Here is a 21,452-nt window from a genome sequence, read left to right as displayed (position 1 = left end):
TATCATAAAATACCTAATGATTGCCACTTTATTTAAAAATTTTAAGAAAAATGAATTATTTAATCAGAAAAACAGCTCACCGAAATTATAACCTTCGGGAAGCTTTTCCTCTTCCACGAATTTAAAGCTTTCATCTCTGAGCACCGGCAGAAATGCCTCAAAAGGCGGTCTTGAAAATTCACAGCCGTAATTGCTTGCACCAAACCAGCCGCCTTCCTTACTTTTAAGATTAAGACCTCTTACAAACTTTGTGTAGTTTGAACAGTCGTGAACAGCCAGATTCCAGCCTTCATCATCTGCTATCTTCATAAACTTAAGTGTAAGCTCTCTGCTCCATATGGGTGAAATATAGCCATGGCGTGAGATATACATATTTTCACCAAAGTAATTATCTATATTATTGGCATTAAGATGTAATTCAGCACAGTTGATGAAATCAAGATTTGTATCAAGAATTGCATCTTTCTTTTCAAAGAACTGTTTAAAAAGCTCCGGCGTCATAGGTGTTTCTATACCTACGTTTTTAATATACTTCTTGGCAGTCTTAATATTTTTTATTACCTTATCCGAACAGTTTGATGCACCGAGATTAAATCTAAGCTCATCAAGTCCGGCTTCACCGAGCGCCTTTAAGTTTTCCTCATTCGCAAGTATTCCGTTTGTATATAAATGCTGATATATTCCGGCATCGGCAAATTTCTTAACCACCGAATAGTATTTTTCTATTTCCATGAACGGTTCAAGATATACATATGCAACTCCGGTAGGCTTTTTATATATTGAAAACAGCATATCAAGGTCTTTTTCATAAAACTTTGTTCCGCCTATTTCCCACATGCCTTCACCGATAGGCGGCACTTCATCAAGCTCTCCGTAATTATAACAGAATTTGCATTCAACATTGCATTTATTTGTTTTTCGGATTGCGCTTAAGCCCGATCCGAAAAGACATGACTTACAGCCTCTCGGAAATTTTTCTTCATTGCCTACAAAATATGTTCTTCCGCCGAGTGTTTTAAGATTTTTTATTTCAGACATCAGCTTTTCGTGTCTTGCATCAACAGCCGCCTCTATCTGTGCAAAAACAGCATAAACTATCTCCTGCTGTTTTGTAAGAAGTTCTTCTTCCTCCGGAAGCTCTGCAAAAAATTCAAACCAACCCAATGCGTCTTTTTTCGAAATTTTCAAATCAAATCCCCCTGTATTAGTATTATACATAAGCAATCTTATATCTTGACTTTATAACAAAGCCGTTTTATATAGCGGAATGTATTAGGAAACCGCAGACGAGATTCACTCCAGCCGAGGAGAATAGCTTTAGTCATGACAAGATTTCGACCTAGGTGGCGGCTTTGCCGGCACCTGTAAAATAGCGTGTCCCATAATATTTCTTAATGAAACACGCTATTTATTCATAAATTTATATGCTTATTTATTTACTGCCTCATTTGTCTTCTCAAGATTTTTTACCGCACTTGAAAGCATAAGTCTTATTCGGTTAAGCTGATTTACCTCACTTGCACCGGGGTCATAATCGACCGCAACGATATTAGCAAGCGGATAACGTCTTCTTATCTCCTTGATAACGCCCTTACCTACAACATGGTTAGGCAGACAACCAAAGGGCTGTGTACAAACAATATTATTAACTCCGGAATGTATAAGCTCCATCATTTCGCCCGTAAGGAACCAGCCTTCACCTGTCTGGTTGCAGAGAGAAACAATAGGCTCTGCATATTCTCCGAGCTTTTCAATGCTTGCCGGAGTATCAAAGCGTTTGCTCTTCTCCAAAGCCTCAATCATAGGCTTCTGATAGTATTCAAGAGCCTTTATCGCAATATTTGAGAAGGTTGTTGCCTTGTGAGCTCCGCCGAGATATTTTTCCTTCTGCACTGCGTTATAGGCACTGTAATGTCCGAATCCGAGAAGATCGGGAACAACAGCCTCTGCTCCTTCTCTTTCAAGAAGTCCGACTATATCGTTATTTGCAAGAGGATGGTATTTAACAAGAATTTCACCGACAACACCGACTCTCGGTTTAACAACATCGGTAAGCTCAAGCTCATCAAATTCTTTTACGATATTTCTGATATTTTCTTTATATGTACTAAGCTTTGCTTTGTAAATATCCTTTTTAACCTTTTCGTTCCACTTCTCATAAAGTGCGTTTGCAGAACCGGGAACCTTCTCATAAGGTCTTGTTCTGTAAAGAACACGCATGAACAAATCTCCGTATACAAGTGCCTGAACCATTCTGTTGAGCATAGCCGGATTATATTTGAATCCGGGATTTTTCTCAAGTCCCTGTGCACTTACCGAAACAACGGGTATCTGCTCCATTCCGGCATTCTTAAGAGCCTTTCTTATGAAACCGATATAGTTTGTTGCTCGACAGCCACCGCCTGTCTGTGTTATAAGCACAGCAGTTTTATCAAGGTCATATTTTCCGGATTTAAGTGCCTTAAGCACCTGGCCGACAACGATAAGTGCCGGATAGCAGGCATCATTATTTACATATTTAAGACCGAAATCAATGCTGTTCGGATCCTCTGCCGGCATAACAACTGTGTTAAAGCCGCTTGCATTGAGTGCCGCACCGACAACCTCAAAATGTATAGGTGACATCTGAGGGCAGAGAAGAGTATAATTCTTCTTCATTTCTTTTGTGAACACTACTCGCTTAAGTGCCGCACTGCCTTTTTTAGCCTTAATACCCTTTTCGTTTCTGTCTTCAATAGCCGCAATAAGCGAACGTATTCTTATTCTTGCGGCACCGAGATTGCTTACCTCGTCGATTTTAAGTGTTGTATATATTTTTCCTGCCGCAACAAGAATATCCTTAACCTCATCTGTTGTTACCGCATCAAGACCACAGCCGAAGGAGTTAAGCTGTATAAGCTCAAGGTCATTTCTTGTTTTTACAAAAGCCGCAGCCTCATAAAGTCTTGAGTGGTATGCCCACTGGTCCCTTACAACAAGCGGTCTTTCAACATTACCGAGATGTGCAACGGAGTCCTCTGTGAATACAGCAAGATTATAGCTTGTTATAAGCTCCGGAATACCATGGTTTACCTCAGGATCGGTATGATAAGGTCTTCCTGCAAGGACAATACCCATCATATGATTGTCTTCGATATACTTAAGTGCTTTTTCGCCTTCCTTGTGCATATCGTTTCTGAATGCTGTCCATTCGTCCCATGCCTTATCGGCCGCTTTTTCAACCTCTTCCTTTTTAACTCCGTATTTTTCAAGCTCCTGTGCCATTCTTGACTTAACAACGTCTACATCTGTAAGGGCAAGGAACGGATTAACAAAATCAATGCTTTCTGTTCTTAATTCCTCAACATTGTTTTTGATGTTTTCTGTATATGATGCAACAATCGGGCAGTTATAGTTATTGTCTGCCGACATAATATCTTTTCTCTCATAAGGAATACCGGGATAGAATATTCTCTTAACACCTTCGTTTATAAGGTTCATTATATGTCCATGTGCAAGCTTTGCCGGATAGCATACAGATTCACTCGGTATGGACTCCATTCCGTCCTCATATACCTTCTTGTTTGACGCCGGAGAAAGCTTAACGCTGAAACCGAGGTCTGTAAAGAAAGTAAACCAGAACGGATAATCCTCGTACATATTAAGCACTCTCGGAATACCGATTACTCCTCTCGGTGCAGTCTTCTCATCAAGCGGTGTATAATCAAAAAGTCTGTGAAGCTTATACTCGAAAAGGTTGGGAACTTCATTATTCTTTTCAGCCTTTCCAAGACCTTTTTCACAACGGTTTCCTGTTATAAATCTTCTGCCGCCGGAGAAATTGTTTATTGTAAGAAGACAGTTATTTGTGCATCTTCCGCATCTTGCATGCTTGGTACTTATTTCAAGAGAGTTCATTGCCTCTCTGTCTATCATTGTTGTTTTGTAGCCTTCCTTATATTTGTTTCGTGCAATAAGTCCTGCTCCGAAAGCTCCCATTATTCCGGCAATGTCAGGACGGACAGCCTCTCTTTCGGAAATAAGCTCAAAGCTCTTTAATACCGCATTGTTATAGAATGTACCGCCCTGCACAACAATGCTCTTTCCGAGTGCCTTAGGATCGGAAATTTTTATTACCTTAAGAAGTGCGTTCTTTATAACGCTGTATGCAAGGCCTGCGGAAATGTCGCTGACCTTTGCTCCTTCCTTCTGAGCCTGTTTTACTCTTGAATTCATAAATACAGTACATCTTGAACCAAGGTCAATGGGATTTTCCGCAAAAAGAGCCTCTTTTGCAAAGTCCTGTACACTGAAATTAAGTGACTTTGCGAAGGTTTCGATAAACGAACCGCAGCCTGATGAACAAGCCTCGTTAAGAAGTACGCTGTCGATAACGCCGTCCTTAATTCTGATACACTTCATATCCTGTCCGCCGATGTCGAGTATAAAGTCTACATCGGGCTTAAAGAATTCTGCAGCCTTATAATGTGCAACAGTTTCTATGTATCCGAGGTCAATCATAAGAGCCTCTTTTATAAGTCCTTCGCCGTAACCTGTTACACATGAATTTTTTATTGTAACGCCTTCGGGCAGTAAATCATAAAGCTCATTGAGTGACTGTATTACAACCTTAAGCGGATTTCCTTCGTTGCTTGCATAGAAGGAATAAAGCAGAGAACCATCATCGGCAACAAGTGCTGTTTTTGTTGTTGTCGAGCCTGCGTCTATTCCGAGGAATGCGTTTCCTTTATATGTTTTTAAATCCTTTTTAGGCACTGATGCCTTTTCATGTCTTTTTGTAAATTCGTCATATTCCTCTTTATTATGGAAAAGAGGCTCAAGTCTTGCTATTTCGGCAGAAAGAATATTTTTCTTTCCGAGATGTGCAATAAGAGTTTCAAAGTCCGAAACCTTTGTTGTATCGGCTGATATTGCCGAACCGAATGCCGCAAAAAGATGTGAATTTTCCGGCATAAGTGCCGTTTCCTCATTAAGTCCCAGAGTTTCTATAAATCTTTCTCTGAGCTCGGAAAGGAAATGAAGAGGACCGCCTAAAAATGCTACGTTTCCTCTGATAGGCTTACCGCAGGCAAGACCGCTTATTGTCTGGTTTACAACAGCCTGGAAAATTGATGCCGCAAGGTCTTCTCTTGCAGCACCTTCGTTGATAAGCGGCTGAATATCCGTTTTTGCAAATACACCACAGCGTGACGCTATCGGATAAATTATATTGTGCTTTTTTGCAAGCTCGTTAAGCCCTTCCGCATCTGTCTGGAGAAGGCTTGCCATCTGGTCGATAAACGAGCCTGTACCGCCGGCACATATACCGTTCATACGCTCTTCAACATTACCGCCTTCAAAATATATAATCTTGGCATCTTCACCGCCAAGCTCGATTGCTACGTTTGTTTTGGGAATTACCTTTTCAATGGCATTGGCTGTTGCAACAACCTCCTGTATAAACGGAATATCCACTGCCTCGGAAAGAGAAACGCCACCGCTTCCCGTAATCATTGCAGAAACATTATTTTTTCCTATTGTCGAATATGCCTCTTCAACAAGCTTTTTAACCGTATCGAGAACCTCCGAATAATGTCTTTCATAACGGTTGAAGAGCATATTGTCCTTTTCGTCTATAATAACAACCTTGACCGTTGTTGAACCAACGTCAATACCCATTCTTAATAAATCTGACATATCAAATCTCCTCATTACTTAACTGCTGCCATATAACATCAAACGACATTTTTATTTTTTCACCAATACATTCCTCTCCGTTTATCATATAAAGAGAAAACATACCGTCTCTTGTTGCCATAAGCAGCTCTGCAAAATTTTCTGAATCAATGTCATGTCTTACAACATTCTGTTTTTTGCCTTCATTAATTATATTAATAAATATATTTCTGTTTTCAATGTAGTATTTTTTATATTCATCGCTGAGCCTCGGAAACTTATCAATCAGGTCATACAGCAGAAAGTAAAATTTCTTTATGCTGTAACACTGTATTATATTATCCTGTTCATCAACGATACACGGTCTCGGAACTATTGTATAGAACATACGCATTTTTTCCTTAACCGGCAGACCTTCGGCGCTTACCTGTTCTTCCGCAAGCCTGAGCTGACGCCATATTATTTTGATAACGTGCTTATCAATTATTTCGCTTATAAGCTCGTCTTTGCTTTTAAAATAATAATAAAAGCCGCCCTTTGTCATATTCAGCTCTTTTATTATATCGTTGACAGAAACATTATCAATGCCCTTTGATATGAATAAATCAAACACCGATTGAACAATGCTGTCTCTTAAATTCATCATCAATCTCTCCATATAAGTAAATACAGACTGGTCGGTCTGTCATTAGATTATTATACACAAATGATTTTGAGGTATCAATACAAAAATATTGTCTTAAATTGAATTTTTATTTTCAAATATATCAGATTTTTTCATTGATAAGCTTTAACAACTGGACATTTTTTATAATTTACTGTATAATATTGTTACAATTAATATAAAGATACCTAATTTTCTTTATAAAGATGGATTAAAACAGCAGTTTTCTATGTAAAGAGCCTTTATAATTTTATTCGCAAAGGAGTAGTAAGTATGGAACATTTACCCATTACATTGACTGAATTCGATAAACTTATACTTGAAGAATACTGCAATCTTGCAGAAGGACTTGGAGAATATCTCGGAGACTGCTATGAGCTTGTTGTTCACAGTTTTTCAAGCTTTGACCACTCTGTAATAAAAATCGTAAACAACCATTCCGGCAGAAAAGAAGGTTCACCGATAACCGATTTCGGTTTAAAAATGCTCAGCAACATAAAAGCAGATCCCAATTTCCGTTCAATGACCTATTACAACAAAAATGTGTCCGGAAAACCGCTTAAATCATGTACAAACGCAATTAAGGGCAAGCATGGCAAGGTTATAGGAATGCTCTGCATTAATTTCTATCTTGATTCTCCGCTTTATTCGTTTATGGAATCAATAAATCCCGATGTTTCGCAGAAGGTTGCCATAATAAACGAAACTCTTGCCGAAAATGTTGACGAGCTTATCTCTGAAAAGCTTACCGCCGCAAGAGAAAGAGTTTTTGCCGACAGAACAATTCAGGCTGTCAACAGAAACCGAGAGATTATTTTCTCATTATACTCAGACGGTATTTTCAATATGAAGGATTCCGTTGTCAAGGTTGCAAGCATACTCGGCATTTCGAAAAACACCGTTTATATGCACATACGTAATTTCAAAAATCAGAAAAAAGATTGATTTGAATTATTTAATAATCAATTATATGCAAAAAAGCCTGCGGACAAATTATCCACAGGCTTTTCGTGTTTTTATGAATTATAATTCAGCGATAACTTCTACTTCGCAAAGAAGGTTCTTGGGAAGTGTCTTAACAGCAACGCATGAACGTGCAGGTTTGCTTACAAAGTATTTTCCGTATACTTCGTTGAATGTGGCAAAGTCGTTCATATCAGCAAGGAAGCATGTTGTTTTGATAACCTTATCAAAACCGATTCCGTTTGCTTCAAGAATAGCACCGAGGTTCTTGCAAACCTGTTCAGCCTGCTCTTCGATTGTTGTTCCTACGATTTCACCTGTTCCGGGCATAAGAGCAACCTGTCCTGATGTGAAAAGAATTCCGTTTACAGCAACAGCCTGTGAATAAGGTCCGATAGCTGAAGGTGCGTTGGGTGTAGATGTGAATTTAAGCATTATACTTACCTCCTGTTATTGTTCTCATAAATATTATTGAGATAAATATACCACTGAATAATAATTAAGTCAATAAAATATATTTAATTTTTCTATTTTATAATGACGAAAAAATCCTGTAAAACAGCGGTCTTTTTATATCAATCGCCACAGCCGGACAAAGCTCCTGACAGCAGAAACATCTTATACATTTGCTCTTATCAAAGCTTGGTCTTTTGTCCTTCATTTTTAACGCCGACGGCGGACAATTTTCCGCACATCTTCCACAGCCGACGCATTTGTCCTTATTAAATACCGGATAAGGCTGGAGAATATTGTTTACGGCCTTATAAACAGGCTTTGGAAGATTTTCCGTAACATTGACAAGTATTGCCTTAGGAGCTTTAAAATCCGTTATAACAAATTTACTTATATCGTCACCGATTATATTTATTTCATCAATGCTTTTCGGGCTTAAGCCTCTTTCTACCGCATGAACACAAACGGGTACATCTGTATAAGGTACATTTATCATATATGCGCACATTATATCCAAAGCAAACGGATTCGTGGATGTAAGCAACGCACCTATTTTTCTCGGTGATCCTCCTGTCGGGCCGTTTTCTTCCATTCCTACAACCGCATCAACAATATTCAGCACCGGCTTTGCATATCTGCATATATCTATAAGTGCCTCCGCAAAATCATCGGGATTTGATCTGTTCAGATGATATTCAGCCTTCATCGTTCCCGGTATAGTACCGAAAAGATTTTTTACTGCCGCTGTCATTCTCATCATTCCATGAGTTTTTAATTTAGATATATTTATTACCTTATCAGCTTTTGTAAGCTCGTCTATAACCGTTATTCGCTTTAGCAGCTTTCCTTCCGGATATGATACATCTTTTGTTCCTGTATTATAATTAAGCTCTGCACCGCTTTTTTCTGCCGCATCGGTAATTCCACAGGCCGAATAAATTGCTTTAAGCATACGCTCATTGAACGGGCCTCCAGGACTTTCCGCAATAACAGTCTTTCCGCCTGCCTCCGCAACAAGCTCGGCAACGGCTCGTACAACCGACGGGTGCGTTGTTGCCGCCTTGTCCGGAGCTTTCATCATTATAAGGTTAGGCTTGATAAGGACTCTTTCGCCTTTGTTCACAAATTTTCCAATGCCGCCAAGCTCATCTATTGATTTTTTTATAATTTCTTTTACTTTATCGTATTCATAATCTCTGCATTCATGTAATACCGCATTATACATATGCTTATCCTCCTATGTTGTTTGATTATATCAGCTTTTGTGTTATAATCCAATAGACAGGAGATGATTGACATGAAAAAAGAATTTGTAACAAACAACAGAAAAAAAGTGTTTAAACGCATGATGAACGATTCCGTTCTCGTTCTTTTTAATGGTCATGCACCATATAAACGCGGTGATGAAAAATATATGTTTTCACCGGACAGAAATTTTTATTATGTAACAGGTATTGACCGCGAAAATGAAATCGTACTTTTTACAAAAACAGAAACAACAGAAAGCGTAACTCTTTATATTGAAAGAGATAACGGTTATCTTGCCAAATGGGTAGGTGCAAACATAACTCCGGAAGAAGCAACGGCAGAATCGGGCATAACCGATATTTCATATACAGACAAATTCAGAAGCGATATTGCGGAAACGGTTTTCAAAAACAATATTAAGCATATATATGTTGACCTTGAAGACCGTGACTGGGATGCGGCAGAAACCGAAAGCCTTAAATTCGCATATGAATTCCGCAAAAAGTTCCCTGCCGTTGATATGATTGACGCTTATCAGTTCTTTGCCGGACTTCGTATAATAAAAGAGGACTATGAGCTTGACCTTATGCGTAAGGCTATAAAAATAACAACAGACGGCATTGCGGAAATGATGAAAAACGCTCATGCAAATATGTATGAATATGAAATCGAGGCTTATTTCGATTATGTTCTCACTAAAAACGGAGTACGTGACAAGGCTTTCAAAACAATAGCCGCATCGGGAAAACGAGGCACAATACTTCATTACAGCGATAACCATGCACTTGCAGAGGACGGTGATCTTATACTGATAGATGCCGGTGCACAGGTAGACTGGTACAACGGAGATATTTCGAGAACATTTCCCGTAAACGGAAAATTCACACCGTTACAGAAACAGATTTATGATATAGTTCTTTCCGGACAGCAGAAGGTTATCGATACAATAAAGCCCGGTATAAGATTTTCTCGCCTTAACGAGGTTTTAAAAGAGCATTATTTTGAAGAGCTTAAAAAAATAGGTCTTGTCGAAACACCGGAGGATGTTGCAAAATACTACTATCACGGTGTAAGCCATTATCTCGGTGCCGAAACACACGACATCGGAAGATACGGCGACAGAATACTTGAGCCGGGAATGGTGCTTACGGTAGAACCCGGACTTTATATAGAGGAATATTCAATAGGAATACGAATTGAAGATGATGCTCTTGTTACCGATAACGGCTGTGAAATATTATCCGAAGGCTTTATGAAAACAACCGATGAAATAGAAGCCTTTATGGCAGGCGGTAAATGATATGCCGGATTTTAAAGAATCGGATTTATATGCACCTGTCTGTGAATATTTTGAATCGGTTGGATATACTGTTCAGGCTGAAGTAAAAAACTGCGACCTTGTGGCAGTAAAGGACAGCGAAACGATAATTGCCGAGCTTAAAACAAGCTTCTGCCTTAAGCTGGTTTATCAAGCATTGGAACGCCAGTCTGTTTCCGACCTTGTTTATGTGGTTATTCCAAGACCGAAGAAGGGTGCAAAAAGCACAGAATGGCGTAATATGCTTAAGCTTATGAAAAAGCTTGATATAGGCATAATAACCGTCGCAATGGACAGCGAGCTTAAAACAGTCGATATTGTTTCCGTTCCGTCAGGACATTCCCAGAAACACAACAGTAATAAAAAATCCAAGCTTTCAAAGGAATTTAAGGACAGAAACGTAAATGAAAACATCGGTGGCATAAACAAAACCAAAATCCTTACCGCATATAAGGAAAAGTGTATACATGCTCTCTGTCTTGCGGAAAAAAACGGAAATGTAACACCTGCAATGCTTAAAGCAGAACTGAATGATGTATATGCCGACCGTATACCGAGAAGCAATTATTATGGTTGGTTTACAAAAATAAGCAAAGGTGTTTACGGAATAAGTGAAAAAGGATTCGAAATACTTAATGGCAATGAGTACACGAAAGCAGTTGAATACTACAGAAATTTAGTAAATAATAGTATTTAAAAAGCAAACGCACAGTACCGAAAACGGTATTGTGCGTTTAATTATTACTTCTTAAGTTTTTCCCATTCAGCTTCCTTAAATCCTACAAGCACAAAATTCTCGCCTATTATTAGCGGTCTTTTCACAAGCATTCCGTCGGTGGCAAGCAGCTCAAGCTGTTCCTGCTCACTCATTTCCGGAAGCTTATCCTTAAGCTTAAGCTCCTTATACAATACTCCACTCGTATTGAAGAATTTCTTTAAAGGCAGACCGCTTTTCTTATGCCATTCACTCAATTCCTCTGCGGTAGGATTTTCCTCTTTAATATGTCTGTCGGTAAACTCAACCGAATTATCCTCAAGCCATTTCTTAGCCTTTTTGCAAGTACTGCATTTAGGATATTCCAAAAATAAAACTCCCATATCAAAAGCCTCCGTTATTATTTTACATAAACGGTAAGTGCGGCAATAACCATTGTTATTTTATCGCCTTCGCCGAATTTATCAACATGAAGGCCTTCGCACTGCATACCTCCGGGAACGCATTCAACATCAACCGTACCGATAGGAAGCTCTGCCTTAACCTTTTCAACATCAATTCCTTCGGGATTTGTAGAACCAAGCTTAACATGAATGTGCATATGCTCTCCGAGGTCCTCAATACCGAGGCAATCGGAAATTCCGCAAAGGCAACAGTTTGAAATTGCGTTTCTTACTGCCTTACAAGCAGCCTTTGTTACATCCTGTCCGTGAAGATCGGTACCCATAGCAAACTCAACAAGAAATCTTTTCATTGAAATTCATCTCCTAATGTATTAATATTCTTATACGGAAGCTTGTTATTGTTCCATATACAGCTTTTTATAATTATAACATAAAATAATATAATGGAGAACAAAATTATGGTAAAAACAAACGCAATGCGTCTGCTTGATGCGGCAGGCATTAAATACAGCACAAAAGAATACGAATATGACGAAAGCGACCTTTCCGGACATCATGCGGCAGAAGTTCTCGGTATTCCGGCAGAGCAGGTTTTTAAAACTCTCGTTACCAAAGGCGACAAAACCGGACCTGTTGTATTCTGTATACCGGTTGATGAAGAGCTTGATTTGAAAAAAGCCGCAACAGTATCAAAAAACAAAAAAGTGGAAATGCTCCATGTCAAGGACCTTCTCGGCCTTACGGGCTATATAAGAGGCGGCTGTTCACCCATCGGCATGAAAAAGAAATTTCCGACCTTCATTGATGAAAGTGCAATACTTTTTGACGAAATAAGCATAAGTGCAGGCGTAAGAGGCTGTCAGATAATCGCCAATCCGGAGGATATTGCAAAATATGTAGATGCCGAATTTATAGAGGTAACAAAACAGTAAGGCTGAAATTCTTCCATAAATTTTAAGAATTATATTTATAGCATATTTATATATAAAGTGCTATAATACTCTATGCAGTAAAAAATATAATTCACTCACAAGAAGGTAATATAATGACAAAAATAACGGGTTCAAGTTTCGACATGTATGACAAAAGCGAAAAAGCTGCTGAGTACAGGAACTGCGTTGAAGGCGTTATCGACAGCAATGAAGTCGGTATGCTTGGAGATTATGTTCACCATCACTTTACAACCAGATTGCAGCATTCTATGAATGTTTCATATTACAGCTTTACGTTGTGCAGATTTTTAGGCTGGGATTATCGTTCGGCCGCAAGAGCAGGTCTTATGCACGACCTGTATTTCTTTGATAACACAAGCAGAGATGAAAACGGAATTAAGCTCCTTAAAGAACATCCCATAAGAGCACTTGCAAATTCCGAAAACAGATTTAAACTCAATGATATTGAGCGTGACGCCATAGTAAACCATATGTGGCCATGTCAGGCGTTGCACAGACCGAGATATAAGGAATCTGTAATTGTTTCCTTCTCCGATAAGCTTTGTGCTGTTATGGAGGCAACAAGCGGTTCAAGCCGATTGGTATATAACACCGCCGGTTCGGCAATAAACAAAACAACCACCGGAGTTGAGCACATATGCAGACATACATATTCCTCAATAAAATCCATGTGCAAATCCATTGCCGGAGCAATTAAGCCAAAGTCGGCATATGCAAATAAGTAACTTTTTTAAGTCCTTGTGAAAGCAGGGACTTTTTTCATGCAATTTTTATTTAGTTTTTCATATAGTCAATCCATGTCCCATATAATTTATTAAACAGATTATCGGAAGTGAAAGACCTTATGTCCGAAAAATACCGCCACAGAAAAAACTCATACCGCAGATACAGCCGCCGCAATGTACCAGAACCTCAGTCAAAGCTCGCAAACCAGCTTTCTGCCGCAATAATATTCTGCATATTTATATTTGCCGTATCTCTGATAAATACGGAAAGCACACAAAAGGTGCGACTGTATACAGCATCTCTGATAAGCAGAAGCATTCCCGACGAAGTTCAATTTACCGACAGCATGACGGACAACATAAAAATGCTTGTAAAAACAGCCTTATCTTCAAACAAAAAAGACTCGGAATCCATAACAGTTTCCGAGCCGGTAATAAGCAATATTGAATTTGACAAAAACGATAACCGGCTTTCTGCCGATGAAGAAGCCGTACCTGTCCGGTAACGGCAAGTACATATACCGAAATTGCCGAAATACCCGAAGGCTGGATTGATCCCGTTGACAACGGAATACTTACATCATTGTGTTCGGCAAGAACAAATCCCATATTGGGGAAAGCCGAATACCACAACGGAATAGACATTGCCGCAGAAGAAGGCAGTAATGTATATGCGGTAAGAAACGGAACAGTAACGAACATACATTATTCGGAAACCTACGGAAATGTACTCACAATAGAAACAAAGGACGGCTATAAAATAATCTATAACCATCTGCAAAAGATATTTCCGGAGATAAACGAGCCTGTGATACAGGGCGAAATTATTGCACTTGTAGGCACAACCGGCTTAAGCACCGGGCCACATCTGCACTACACAGTATATCTGAATGATATGCTTATGGATCCGTTACAGTTCACTACATACAAAAGCGATGCCTAAACAATTAAGCATCGCTTTTAATCATCATTCCTTTGCAGGCTCTTCATATCCTATAACACGTTCAATTTCTGCCCAAAGCTCGTCCTTACCTTCCTTTGTTTCTCCGGAAAAGGCTATAAGCTTATCCTCCGGAGCAAGATTAAGCGACTTCTTTATAACAGAAAGCTGTTTCTGAACCTGCGATCTTTTTATTTTATCCTTTTTTGTTGCGGCGATAATGATGTCATAGCCGTAATGCTTAAGCCAGTCATACATCATTTTGTCATTCTCGCCGGGCTCATGTCTTATATCCACAAGAAGAACAATTCCCATAAGGCATTTTCTCTTATTTAAATATTCGTCAATCATCTTTCCCCAGCGTTCAATTTCCGTTTTCGGTGCTTTCGCATATCCATATCCGGGAAGGTCAACAAAATACAGAACATCTTCCACATCATAAAAATTTATTGTTCGTGTTTTTCCCGGCTGTGAGCTTGTTCTTGCAAGGGCTCTTCTTCCAATCATTCCGTTTATAAGTGTTGATTTGCCTACGTTTGATTTTCCGGCAAAGGCAACCTCCGGTTTGCCGTCATCGGGATACTGGCTCATTTTAACTCCGACCGCCGCCAGTGAAACATTATTTACCTTCATAATCAAATACCTCCGACAAGTGCATTTTTAAGCACCTGTTTCATTTCATTAACAAATATAAAATTCATTCCGTTTTTAATTTCTTCCGGCATTTCTTTTATATCACCGTCATTTGCCTCCGGAAGAATAATATTGGTTATGCCTATTTTTTTAGCCGCAAGCACCTTTTCATTAAGTCCGCCTATCGGAAGAACCCTTCCTCTTATTGTGACCTCGCCTGTCATGGCAACATCATTTCTAACCGGCTTATCGGTAAGTGCCGAAACAAGTGCCGTTGTCATTGTTATTCCGGCAGAAGGGCCGTCCTTAGGCACAGCACCTTCGGGAATATGTAAATGTATATCAATATTTTTATAGAAATCCTCATCTATGCCATATTTGGCTGCCATGGAGCGTACATAGCCAAGTGCAACCTTAGCCGATTCAAGCATTACCTTTCCCATATTTCCGGTAAGCTCAAGCTTTCCGCTGCCATTCATTGTGTTTACCTCTATCAGAAGAGTTTCTCCGCCAACCTGCGTCCATGCAAGTCCGGTAACAACACCGACAAGCGGTTCTTTTACGGGATTTTCAAGCTTATATCTCGGTACGGAAAGATATTTTTCAATATTTTTAGCCGTAATTCTTACGGATTTTTTCTCACCGAGCATAATTTCCTTAACTGCCATACGGCAAAGCTTTCCGATTATTCTCTCAAGCTTTCTTACTCCGGCCTCACGGCAATATCCGTTAATAACAGCTTCAACCGCATCTTCGGAAATTTTAAGCTGGCTTTTTTTAAGTCCGTTTTCAGCCATCTGCTTAGGCACAAGATGTCTTAACGCAATCTGCTTTTTCTCCTCCGATGTATAGCTCGGCAGTTCTATCATTTCCATACGATCCCTTAACGGACCGGGAATTTGTGATGCGTCATTCGCCGTACATATGAAAAATACTTTTGATAAATCATAAGGCACTTCTATATAATTATCTCTGAAGGTGTTGTTCTGCTCGGAATCAAGCACCTCAAGAAGTGCCGCTGCCGGATCTCCCTGATATGATGAGCCAAGCTTATCAACCTCATCAAGCAGCATAAGCGGATTAACAACGCCTGCCTGTTTCATAGCATTTATAATTCTTCCGGGCATAGCACTGACATATGTTTTTCTGTGGCCTCTTATTTCTGCCTCGTCCTTAACGCCGCCCAGTGACATTCTTACATATTTTCTGTTTAATGCTCTCGCAACAGACCTTGCTATTGATGTCTTTCCTACTCCGGGAGGACCGACAAGACACAGTATCGTTGAATTGGTCTGCTCTGTATTCATTCTAACCGCAAGATGTTCAATTATTCTCTCCTTAACATCTTTCAGTCCGTAATGATCCTCATCAAGTATTTCCTGTGCTTTCTTTAAGTCATTATCCTCTTCTGTCTTTTCTGTCCATGGTGTCGCAAGCATATATTCTATATAATTTCTCGCAACATTGGCATCGGGAGAAGTAACCGGAATCCGCTTAAGTCTTTGTATTTCCTTTTCGACTACATCATATATATTTTCCGGAACATTCTTTTTCTCCAGCATATCCATATACTTGTCCATTTCCTGCCGGATTTCATCTGTATCGCCAAGCTCCTCATGTATAACCTTAAGCTCTTCACGAAGGTAATAATCCCTCTGTGCCTTTTCCATGTTTTTCTTAACCTTTTTCTCAATTTCTTTTTTAAGATTAAGAATACTTATTTCACTTGTCATCTTTTCGTATATTGCTTTAAGACGTTCAATAGGATCGAATATTTCAAGCAATTCCTGTTTATCGCTTACCGGCATAATAACCGCCGAAATAATAACGTCCGCAAGCTGTCCCGGCTTAGACGCATTTGTTACCGCCATAATATGCTCCTGTGTATTGAGCTTTGAATCGGAAAGTTTATTATATTCGCCGAAAGCGTCACCGACAACTCGCATATAGGATTCCGTTACTTCATCATACTGAACCTCTGTGTCCTGCGGTATCTTTTCGCCGACGCCGACAAAATATTTTCCGTCGCCCTTAATTTCGGACAGCTTCACTCTTGTTATGCCTTCAACAATTATATGTGTTGTGTTTCCCGGAAGCATTAACGTCTGCTTTATTTTTGCAAGCGTTCCGACTGTATATATTCCGTCGGTATCAACCTCTGCCTCCATTACATTCTTCTGTGATGCAAGTATTACCGTATTATTATATTCAGATGAAGCCGCTTTAACCGCAGACAACGATTTATCTCTTCCGAGAGGAATGCTTGTTACCATAGAAGGGAAAATAACCATTCCTCTGACCGCTATAAGCGGCAAACTAACTATATTTTCTTCTGCCAAATTAATCACCTCATTATAATAACTAATTATAACATAAAACAAGGCATACATTCTACAAAAGTTGATTTTTCGACCAAAAGCGGCAATAAAAAAACTGCCACAACTGTTTAGTCATGGCAGAAATATTTAAAGCTTATTTTTCTGTATTATCTTCTGCTTTCTTTCTGTCCTTAATAGGAAGTCTGTTTTCGTTACGAACTACCTCCGGCTCTTTGCCGTTAAGAACAGTGTCTTCTGTTATAATACATTTTTCTATTGTAGGATCGGAAGGAATATCAAACATAATATCGTTGATAAAGCCTTCGATTATTGCTCTTAAGCCTCTTGCGCCCGTCTGTCTTTCAACGGCAAGCTTTGCGATTGCACGAACAGCCTCATCGGTAAATTCAAGCTCAACGTCATCAAGCTCAAAAAGATACTTATACTGTTTGATAAGTGCATTCTTTGGCTCGTTAAGTATTTTAACAAGTGCGTTTTCATCAAGGCTCTGGAGTGTTACCGCAACAGGAACACGGCCTACAAATTCGGGAATAAGACCGAATTTAAGCAAATCCTGAGGCTGAAGCTTTTTGATAAGCTCATCAAAGGAATTGTCATTCTTTGTCTGGACCTTTGCACCGAAGCCGATTGATTTTTCACCGGTTCTCTGCTGTATTATTTTATCAAGTCCGACAAACGCACCGCCACAGATAAAGAGAATATTTGTTGTATCTATCTGTATAAGCTCCTGATGAGGGTGCTTTCTTCCGCCCTGAGGAGGAACAGATGCAACAGTACCTTCAAGTATCTTAAGGAGTGCCTGCTGAACGCCTTCGCCGCTGACATCTCTTGTTATTGATACATTTTCGGATTTCTTTGTTATCTTATCAATTTCGTCTATATAAACAATACCTCTTTCGGCACGCTCAATGTCATAATCCGCAGCCTGTATAAGCTTAAGAAGTATGTTTTCAACGTCCTCGCCTACATAACCTGCCTCTGTAAGAGTTGTGGCATCTGCAATGGCAAAAGGCACATTAAGCACCTTGGCAAGTGTCTGTGCAAGAAGAGTTTTTCCGACACCGGTAGGGCCTACAATAAGTATATTGCTCTTCTGGAGTTCAACGTCCTGTTTTTTGTTTTCCTTGGATGCAATTCTTTTATAATGATTATAAACCGCAACGGAAAGTGCCTTCTTCGCTTCGTCCTGACCTATAACATAATCATCGAGAACCTTCTTGATTTCGGCAGGCTTAGGAAGTGCAACTGTTTCTGTTTCGGCATTATCCATGTCATATTCTTCGCTGACAAGATCGGCACAAAGCTTAACACATTCGTCGCAGATATATACGTTTTTACCTGCAATAAGCTTTTTTACCTGATCCTGAGGTTTACCGCAAAATGAGCATCTAAGCTGTTTTTTATCATCTTTAGCTGGCATTTAGTATTTATTCATCTCCTGTCCTAAAGTACACAAAAGCGTGCTTTTCAACACGCTTTTGACAAATATTATTCCACAGGCTTTGTGATTACTGCGTCAATAATGCCGTATTCGAGTGCTTCCTGTGCTGACATATAGTTGTCACGCTCAGTATCTCTTTCAATCTGTTCATACGGTTTGCCTGTATTCTGGGCAAGAATTTCGTTGAGTTTCTTTTTTGTCTTCAGGATATTTTCAGCAACGATTTTGATTTCTGTTGCCTGACCTCTTGCTCCGCCTGAAGGCTGATGAATCATTATTTCCGAATTGGGAAGTGCAAATCTTTTTCCTTTCTGTCCGCCTGAAAGAAGGAATGCGCCCATACTTGCAGCCATGCCGATGCAGATTGTTGATACATCCGGCTTGATATACTGCATTGTATCATAAATAGCCATTCCGGCTGTTACCGAACCACCGGGGCTGTTTATGTAAAGATTAATATCTTTATCGGGATCATCAGCAGCAAGGAATAAGAGCTGTGCAACAACAATGTTTGCTGATACATCAGTAACTTCTTCTCCAAGGAAAATTATTCTGTCCTTTAAAAGTCTTGAATAAATATCATATGAACGTTCGCCATGGTTTGTCTGTTCAATTACATAAGGGACTAAACTCATAGTCAAACCTCCTTTCAAAATGAAACTCTTTTAATTAAATTACTCTGCTTTAACAACAGCTGTGTCGCAGAGAAGTTTAATTGCTTTATGAAGAGCGATTTCTGCTGCGAAAGCAGGATCTCCTTCATAGTACTGAGCGATCTTTTCGGGCTCAAGACCATACTGTTCAGCATATTTCTTGATTTCAGCCTGAATATCTTCTTCAGTAGCAACGATGTTTTCGTCTTTAACGATCTGGTCAAGAACAAGCTTAGCGTCTACGCCGTTCTTAGCCATAGGCTTAAGTGATGCCTTAAGTGAATCCATTGTCTGGCCTGAGAACTGGCAGTACATCTCAAGTGTGATGCCCTGCATCTTCATGTTCTGTTCATACTGGCTGATTAAGTCTTCAACCTTGTTTGTGTACATAACTTCGGGAACGTCCATTTCAGCATTAGCGATTACCTGCTCGATAAGAGCGTCCTCTTTGTCATGCTGTGCCTTTTCAGCTTTTTCCTTTGAAAGTTTTTCCACTTCTTTAGCTTTGTATTCATCAAATGTTTCATATTCTGAAACATCCTGTGCAAAATCGTCGTTAAGCTCGGGAAGCTCTGACATTGTGATGCCCTTAAGCTCTACTGCAAATACAGCAGGTTTGCCCTTAAGCTCTTCAGCATGGTATTCAGCAGGGAATGTTACGTTTACATCAAACTTATCGCCAACTGAATGTCCGCAAATCTGATCCTCGAATGTATCGATGAATGTCTTTGAACCAAGCTTGAGGTCATAGCTGTCGCTCTTTCCGCCTTCAAACTCAACTCCGTCAACTGTTCCGCAGTAAGAAATTGTTACTGTGTCGCCCATCTGAGCAGGTCTGTCCTCAACGGGAACAAGTCTTGCGTTGTCGTTTCTGATTTTATCAAAATGTGCGTTGATTTCTTCTTCTGTAACTTCTGTAGGGAAGTCTTTGATTTCAAGACCTTTGTATTTTCCAAGCTTAACTTCGGGCTTAACTGTTACAGTAGCTTCAACCTTAACACCGATTTCCTTGCCGATTTCCTTAATGTCAATCTGAGGCATAGCAACAACATCAAGATTAAGTTCGCCTACAGCTACGGGATATTCTTCGTTAAGAGCCCAGTTAACGGCATCTTCATAGAGCATATCGGGTCCGAACTGTGCTTCGATTACCTTTCTGGGAACTTTGCCTTTTCTGAAACCGGGTACAGAAATTTTGTTTTTATTCTTATTGTATGAATATTTCATACCTTCTTCAAACTTTTCAGGGCTTACTTCAAAAGAGATTTTTACTTCTGTTCCCTCTTTACTTAAAATCTGCGAATTCATTTGTAAATTTCCTCCTTAATAATATCCTTGCAGTGTGATATGACTGCACAATCAATTTATTATATCATAGTATTTTAATAAATCAAAGAATTTTATAAGTTTTCTCTAAAAACATCGGTAATTTCAGCTTCTGTGTTGTTTTCAACAAAGCTGATGACATTTTCGATAATACTATCCGCATGAGAATTCTGATTTGTAACGCAGGCAAACCCGATTACGGCCACCCTGTGATTATCCTGTTCTTCAACCTCGGCAACGGAGATATTGAATTTATGTTTCATTTTATCCGTAAGGCTTTTGACCACCATACGTTTATCCTTTAAAGATGATGCCCAAGGTATTCTAAGCGTAATCATACAAGTTCCGATAATCATATATCCACCCGCCTGACTATGAAATTTTTGCCAGCCGGAATTACCGGTTCGGCAATTTGATAACGAAAAAAGTTCAAGCCGAAGACTTGAACTTTTCAAAGCGCGAAACGAGATTCGAACTCGCGGCCCTCGCCTTGGCAAGGCGATGCTCTACCACTGAGCCATTCGCGCATACACAATATTAACAACTAAACACATCAAATATTATATCAGACTGTTATATTCTTGTCAACACTTTTTTAAAAAGTGCCCAGAACCGGAATCGAACCAGTGACACGAGGATTTTCAGTCCTCTGCTCTACCAACTGAGCTATCTGGGCATATAATAGACAGCTTTTAAACAAGCTGCCCGAGACCGGAATCGAACCGGTACGGGTGTTACCCCGCAGGATTTTAAGTCCTGTGCGTCTGCCAGTTCCGCCACTCGGGCAAGGCTGGTTGGGGAAGGATTCGGACCTTCGAAGCTATCGCAACAGATTTACAGTCTGCCCCCTTTGGCCACTCGGGAACCCAACCATGATGTGAACCTCAAAAATTAAACAGCGTATTATTAAACCATTGTCTCCATAGAAAGGAGGTGATCCAGCCGCACCTTCCGATACGGCTACCTTGTTACGACTTCACCCCAGTCACTGGCTTCACCTTCGACTGCTCCTTCCTTACGGT

20 protein-coding genes, 4 tRNA genes and 1 rRNA gene are annotated in these 21,452 nt (G+C 39.7%); 7 read left to right on the top strand and 18 right to left on the bottom strand.

The genetic code is table 11. The features are described 5' to 3' along the window. Nucleotides 1-63: 63 nt before the first annotated feature. The 3 genes from KQI66_RS06390 to KQI66_RS06380 all read right to left on the bottom strand — a co-directional run bounded on the left by KQI66_RS06390 (nucleotide 64) and on the right by KQI66_RS06380 (nucleotide 6,301). The gene (locus KQI66_RS06390) at nucleotides 64-1,188 is read right to left on the bottom strand and encodes a radical SAM protein (protein WP_216427857.1); all 1,125 of its coding nucleotides are present in this window, start codon (nucleotides 1,186-1,188) and stop codon (nucleotides 64-66) included. A 240-nt stretch (nucleotides 1,189-1,428) separates the two neighbouring features. Next, complete coding sequence (locus tag KQI66_RS06385; protein ID WP_216427856.1) at nucleotides 1,429-5,676, bottom strand: 2-hydroxyacyl-CoA dehydratase; 4,248 nt, start codon at nucleotides 5,674-5,676, stop codon at nucleotides 1,429-1,431. A 1-nt stretch (nucleotide 5,677) separates the two neighbouring features. Further along, entirely contained in the window at nucleotides 5,678-6,301 is a 624-nt protein-coding gene (locus KQI66_RS06380) for a TetR/AcrR family transcriptional regulator (protein ID WP_216427855.1), read from the bottom strand. A 291-nt stretch (nucleotides 6,302-6,592) separates the two neighbouring features. Between KQI66_RS06380 and KQI66_RS06375 the strand changes: the two genes are divergently transcribed. Beyond that, nucleotides 6,593-7,264, top strand: a complete 672-nt coding sequence (locus tag KQI66_RS06375; protein ID WP_216427854.1) for a helix-turn-helix transcriptional regulator — start codon at nucleotides 6,593-6,595, stop codon at nucleotides 7,262-7,264. 78 nt (nucleotides 7,265-7,342) lie between these two features. Here KQI66_RS06375 and KQI66_RS06370 read toward each other — a convergent pair whose 3' ends face one another. Together KQI66_RS06370 and KQI66_RS06365 are read right to left on the bottom strand one after the other, a co-directional pair. Beyond that, on the bottom strand, nucleotides 7,343-7,717 hold the full coding sequence (locus tag KQI66_RS06370; RefSeq protein WP_216427853.1) for a RidA family protein: 375 nt from the start codon (nucleotides 7,715-7,717) through the stop codon (nucleotides 7,343-7,345). A gap of 97 nt (nucleotides 7,718-7,814) precedes the next feature. Beyond that, nucleotides 7,815-8,960, bottom strand: a complete 1,146-nt coding sequence (locus tag KQI66_RS06365; RefSeq protein ID WP_216427852.1) for a DUF362 domain-containing protein — start codon at nucleotides 8,958-8,960, stop codon at nucleotides 7,815-7,817. Nucleotides 8,961-9,032: 72 nt separating this feature from the next. On the opposite strand from KQI66_RS06365, the gene KQI66_RS06360 reads away from it, so the two are divergent. Next, a complete protein-coding gene (locus KQI66_RS06360; RefSeq protein WP_216427851.1) occupies nucleotides 9,033-10,283 on the top strand; it encodes an aminopeptidase P family protein in 1,251 nt (416 codons plus the stop codon). A 1-nt stretch (nucleotide 10,284) separates the two neighbouring features. Beyond that, a complete protein-coding gene (locus KQI66_RS06355) occupies nucleotides 10,285-10,998 on the top strand; it encodes a DUF2161 family putative PD-(D/E)XK-type phosphodiesterase (protein WP_216427850.1) in 714 nt (237 codons plus the stop codon). A 44-nt stretch (nucleotides 10,999-11,042) separates the two neighbouring features. Here the strand turns inward: KQI66_RS06355 and KQI66_RS06350 are convergent, their stop codons facing one another. Both KQI66_RS06350 and KQI66_RS06345 read right to left on the bottom strand, forming a co-directional pair. After that, nucleotides 11,043-11,399, bottom strand: coding sequence for an arsenate reductase family protein (locus KQI66_RS06350; protein ID WP_216427849.1), 357 nt, complete (start codon nucleotides 11,397-11,399; stop codon nucleotides 11,043-11,045). Nucleotides 11,400-11,416: 17 nt separating this feature from the next. Continuing rightward, nucleotides 11,417-11,770, bottom strand: coding sequence for a Lin0512 family protein (locus KQI66_RS06345; RefSeq protein WP_216427848.1), 354 nt, complete (start codon nucleotides 11,768-11,770; stop codon nucleotides 11,417-11,419). 108 nt (nucleotides 11,771-11,878) lie between these two features. Between KQI66_RS06345 and ybaK the strand changes: the two genes are divergently transcribed. The 4 genes from ybaK (at nucleotide 11,879) to KQI66_RS06325 (ending at nucleotide 14,041) form a co-directional block, all read left to right on the top strand. After that, nucleotides 11,879-12,352 (top strand): Cys-tRNA(Pro) deacylase, encoded by a 474-nt coding sequence (ybaK, locus tag KQI66_RS06340; protein WP_216427847.1) that lies wholly within the window; start codon nucleotides 11,879-11,881, stop codon nucleotides 12,350-12,352. Nucleotides 12,353-12,465: 113 nt separating this feature from the next. Beyond that, entirely contained in the window at nucleotides 12,466-13,098 is a 633-nt protein-coding gene (locus KQI66_RS06335; RefSeq protein WP_216427846.1) for a hydrolase, read from the top strand. Between the two features lie 119 nt (nucleotides 13,099-13,217). After that, a complete protein-coding gene (locus tag KQI66_RS06330; RefSeq protein WP_216427845.1) occupies nucleotides 13,218-13,604 on the top strand; it encodes a hypothetical protein in 387 nt (128 codons plus the stop codon). A 77-nt stretch (nucleotides 13,605-13,681) separates the two neighbouring features. Beyond that, the gene (locus tag KQI66_RS06325; protein WP_216427844.1) at nucleotides 13,682-14,041 is read left to right on the top strand and encodes a M23 family metallopeptidase; all 360 of its coding nucleotides are present in this window, start codon (nucleotides 13,682-13,684) and stop codon (nucleotides 14,039-14,041) included. Nucleotides 14,042-14,065: 24 nt separating this feature from the next. On the opposite strand, the gene yihA is transcribed toward KQI66_RS06325, so the two are convergent. From yihA to KQI66_RS06270, 11 genes are all read right to left on the bottom strand, one after another. Next, nucleotides 14,066-14,671, bottom strand: a complete 606-nt coding sequence (yihA, locus tag KQI66_RS06320; RefSeq protein ID WP_216427843.1) for a ribosome biogenesis GTP-binding protein YihA/YsxC — start codon at nucleotides 14,669-14,671, stop codon at nucleotides 14,066-14,068. Nucleotides 14,672-14,673: 2 nt separating this feature from the next. Then, nucleotides 14,674-17,010, bottom strand: coding sequence for an endopeptidase La (gene lon, locus KQI66_RS06315; RefSeq protein ID WP_253287699.1), 2,337 nt, complete (start codon nucleotides 17,008-17,010; stop codon nucleotides 14,674-14,676). Between the two features lie 133 nt (nucleotides 17,011-17,143). After that, nucleotides 17,144-18,430, bottom strand: coding sequence for an ATP-dependent Clp protease ATP-binding subunit ClpX (clpX, locus tag KQI66_RS06310; protein WP_216427841.1), 1,287 nt, complete (start codon nucleotides 18,428-18,430; stop codon nucleotides 17,144-17,146). A gap of 68 nt (nucleotides 18,431-18,498) precedes the next feature. Further along, nucleotides 18,499-19,086: an ATP-dependent Clp endopeptidase proteolytic subunit ClpP gene (clpP, locus tag KQI66_RS06305; RefSeq protein WP_216427840.1), complete on the bottom strand. Its 588-nt coding sequence runs from the start codon at nucleotides 19,084-19,086 to the stop codon at nucleotides 18,499-18,501. A 39-nt stretch (nucleotides 19,087-19,125) separates the two neighbouring features. After that, nucleotides 19,126-20,412: a trigger factor gene (gene tig / locus KQI66_RS06300; protein WP_216427839.1), complete on the bottom strand. Its 1,287-nt coding sequence runs from the start codon at nucleotides 20,410-20,412 to the stop codon at nucleotides 19,126-19,128. 92 nt (nucleotides 20,413-20,504) lie between these two features. Further along, complete coding sequence (locus tag KQI66_RS06295) at nucleotides 20,505-20,786, bottom strand: DUF503 domain-containing protein (protein WP_216427838.1); 282 nt, start codon at nucleotides 20,784-20,786, stop codon at nucleotides 20,505-20,507. Nucleotides 20,787-20,885: 99 nt separating this feature from the next. Beyond that, nucleotides 20,886-20,957: transfer RNA gene (locus KQI66_RS06290), tRNA-Gly, on the bottom strand. A gap of 76 nt (nucleotides 20,958-21,033) precedes the next feature. Continuing rightward, nucleotides 21,034-21,106, bottom strand: a tRNA-Phe gene (locus tag KQI66_RS06285). A gap of 26 nt (nucleotides 21,107-21,132) precedes the next feature. Next, nucleotides 21,133-21,216 (bottom strand) — tRNA-Leu (locus KQI66_RS06280). A 5-nt stretch (nucleotides 21,217-21,221) separates the two neighbouring features. Continuing rightward, nucleotides 21,222-21,302 (bottom strand) — tRNA-Tyr (locus KQI66_RS06275). Nucleotides 21,303-21,356: 54 nt separating this feature from the next. Beyond that, nucleotides 21,357-21,452: ribosomal RNA gene (locus KQI66_RS06270) — 16S ribosomal RNA — on the bottom strand; the annotation flags it as partial.

Origin of the sequence: Anaerotignum sp. MSJ-24, assembly GCF_018918145.1 — a bacterium.
In the GTDB taxonomy this organism is placed as follows: Bacteria; Bacillota; Clostridia; order Lachnospirales; family Anaerotignaceae; genus Metalachnospira.
Note: the sequence above shows the minus strand (reverse complement) of the source record. Positions and strands in the feature narration are given on the sequence as shown.

Excerpts from the sequence above, each read along its gene's own strand:
- KQI66_RS06385 (WP_216427856.1), bottom strand. The coding sequence starts at position 5,676 with ATGTCAGATTTATTAAGAATGGGTATTGACGTTGGTTCAACAACGGTC.
- KQI66_RS06380 (WP_216427855.1), bottom strand. The coding sequence starts at position 6,301 with ATGATGAATTTAAGAGACAGCATTGTTCAATCGGTGTTTGATTTATTC.
- KQI66_RS06375 (WP_216427854.1), top strand. The coding sequence starts at position 6,593 with ATGGAACATTTACCCATTACATTGACTGAATTCGATAAACTTATACTT.
- KQI66_RS06370 (WP_216427853.1), bottom strand. The coding sequence starts at position 7,717 with ATGCTTAAATTCACATCTACACCCAACGCACCTTCAGCTATCGGACCT.
- KQI66_RS06365 (WP_216427852.1), bottom strand. The coding sequence starts at position 8,960 with ATGTATAATGCGGTATTACATGAATGCAGAGATTATGAATACGATAAA.
- KQI66_RS06360 (WP_216427851.1), top strand. The coding sequence starts at position 9,033 with ATGAAAAAAGAATTTGTAACAAACAACAGAAAAAAAGTGTTTAAACGC.
- KQI66_RS06355 (WP_216427850.1), top strand. The coding sequence starts at position 10,285 with ATGCCGGATTTTAAAGAATCGGATTTATATGCACCTGTCTGTGAATAT.
- KQI66_RS06350 (WP_216427849.1), bottom strand. The coding sequence starts at position 11,399 with ATGGGAGTTTTATTTTTGGAATATCCTAAATGCAGTACTTGCAAAAAG.
- KQI66_RS06345 (WP_216427848.1), bottom strand. The coding sequence starts at position 11,770 with ATGAAAAGATTTCTTGTTGAGTTTGCTATGGGTACCGATCTTCACGGA.
- ybaK (WP_216427847.1), top strand. The coding sequence starts at position 11,879 with ATGGTAAAAACAAACGCAATGCGTCTGCTTGATGCGGCAGGCATTAAA.
- KQI66_RS06335 (WP_216427846.1), top strand. The coding sequence starts at position 12,466 with ATGACAAAAATAACGGGTTCAAGTTTCGACATGTATGACAAAAGCGAA.
- KQI66_RS06330 (WP_216427845.1), top strand. The coding sequence starts at position 13,218 with ATGTCCGAAAAATACCGCCACAGAAAAAACTCATACCGCAGATACAGC.
- yihA (WP_216427843.1), bottom strand. The coding sequence starts at position 14,671 with ATGAAGGTAAATAATGTTTCACTGGCGGCGGTCGGAGTTAAAATGAGC.
- clpX (WP_216427841.1), bottom strand. The coding sequence starts at position 18,430 with ATGCCAGCTAAAGATGATAAAAAACAGCTTAGATGCTCATTTTGCGGT.
- clpP (WP_216427840.1), bottom strand. The coding sequence starts at position 19,086 with ATGAGTTTAGTCCCTTATGTAATTGAACAGACAAACCATGGCGAACGT.
- tig (WP_216427839.1), bottom strand. The coding sequence starts at position 20,412 with ATGAATTCGCAGATTTTAAGTAAAGAGGGAACAGAAGTAAAAATCTCT.
- KQI66_RS06295 (WP_216427838.1), bottom strand. The coding sequence starts at position 20,786 with ATGATTATCGGAACTTGTATGATTACGCTTAGAATACCTTGGGCATCA.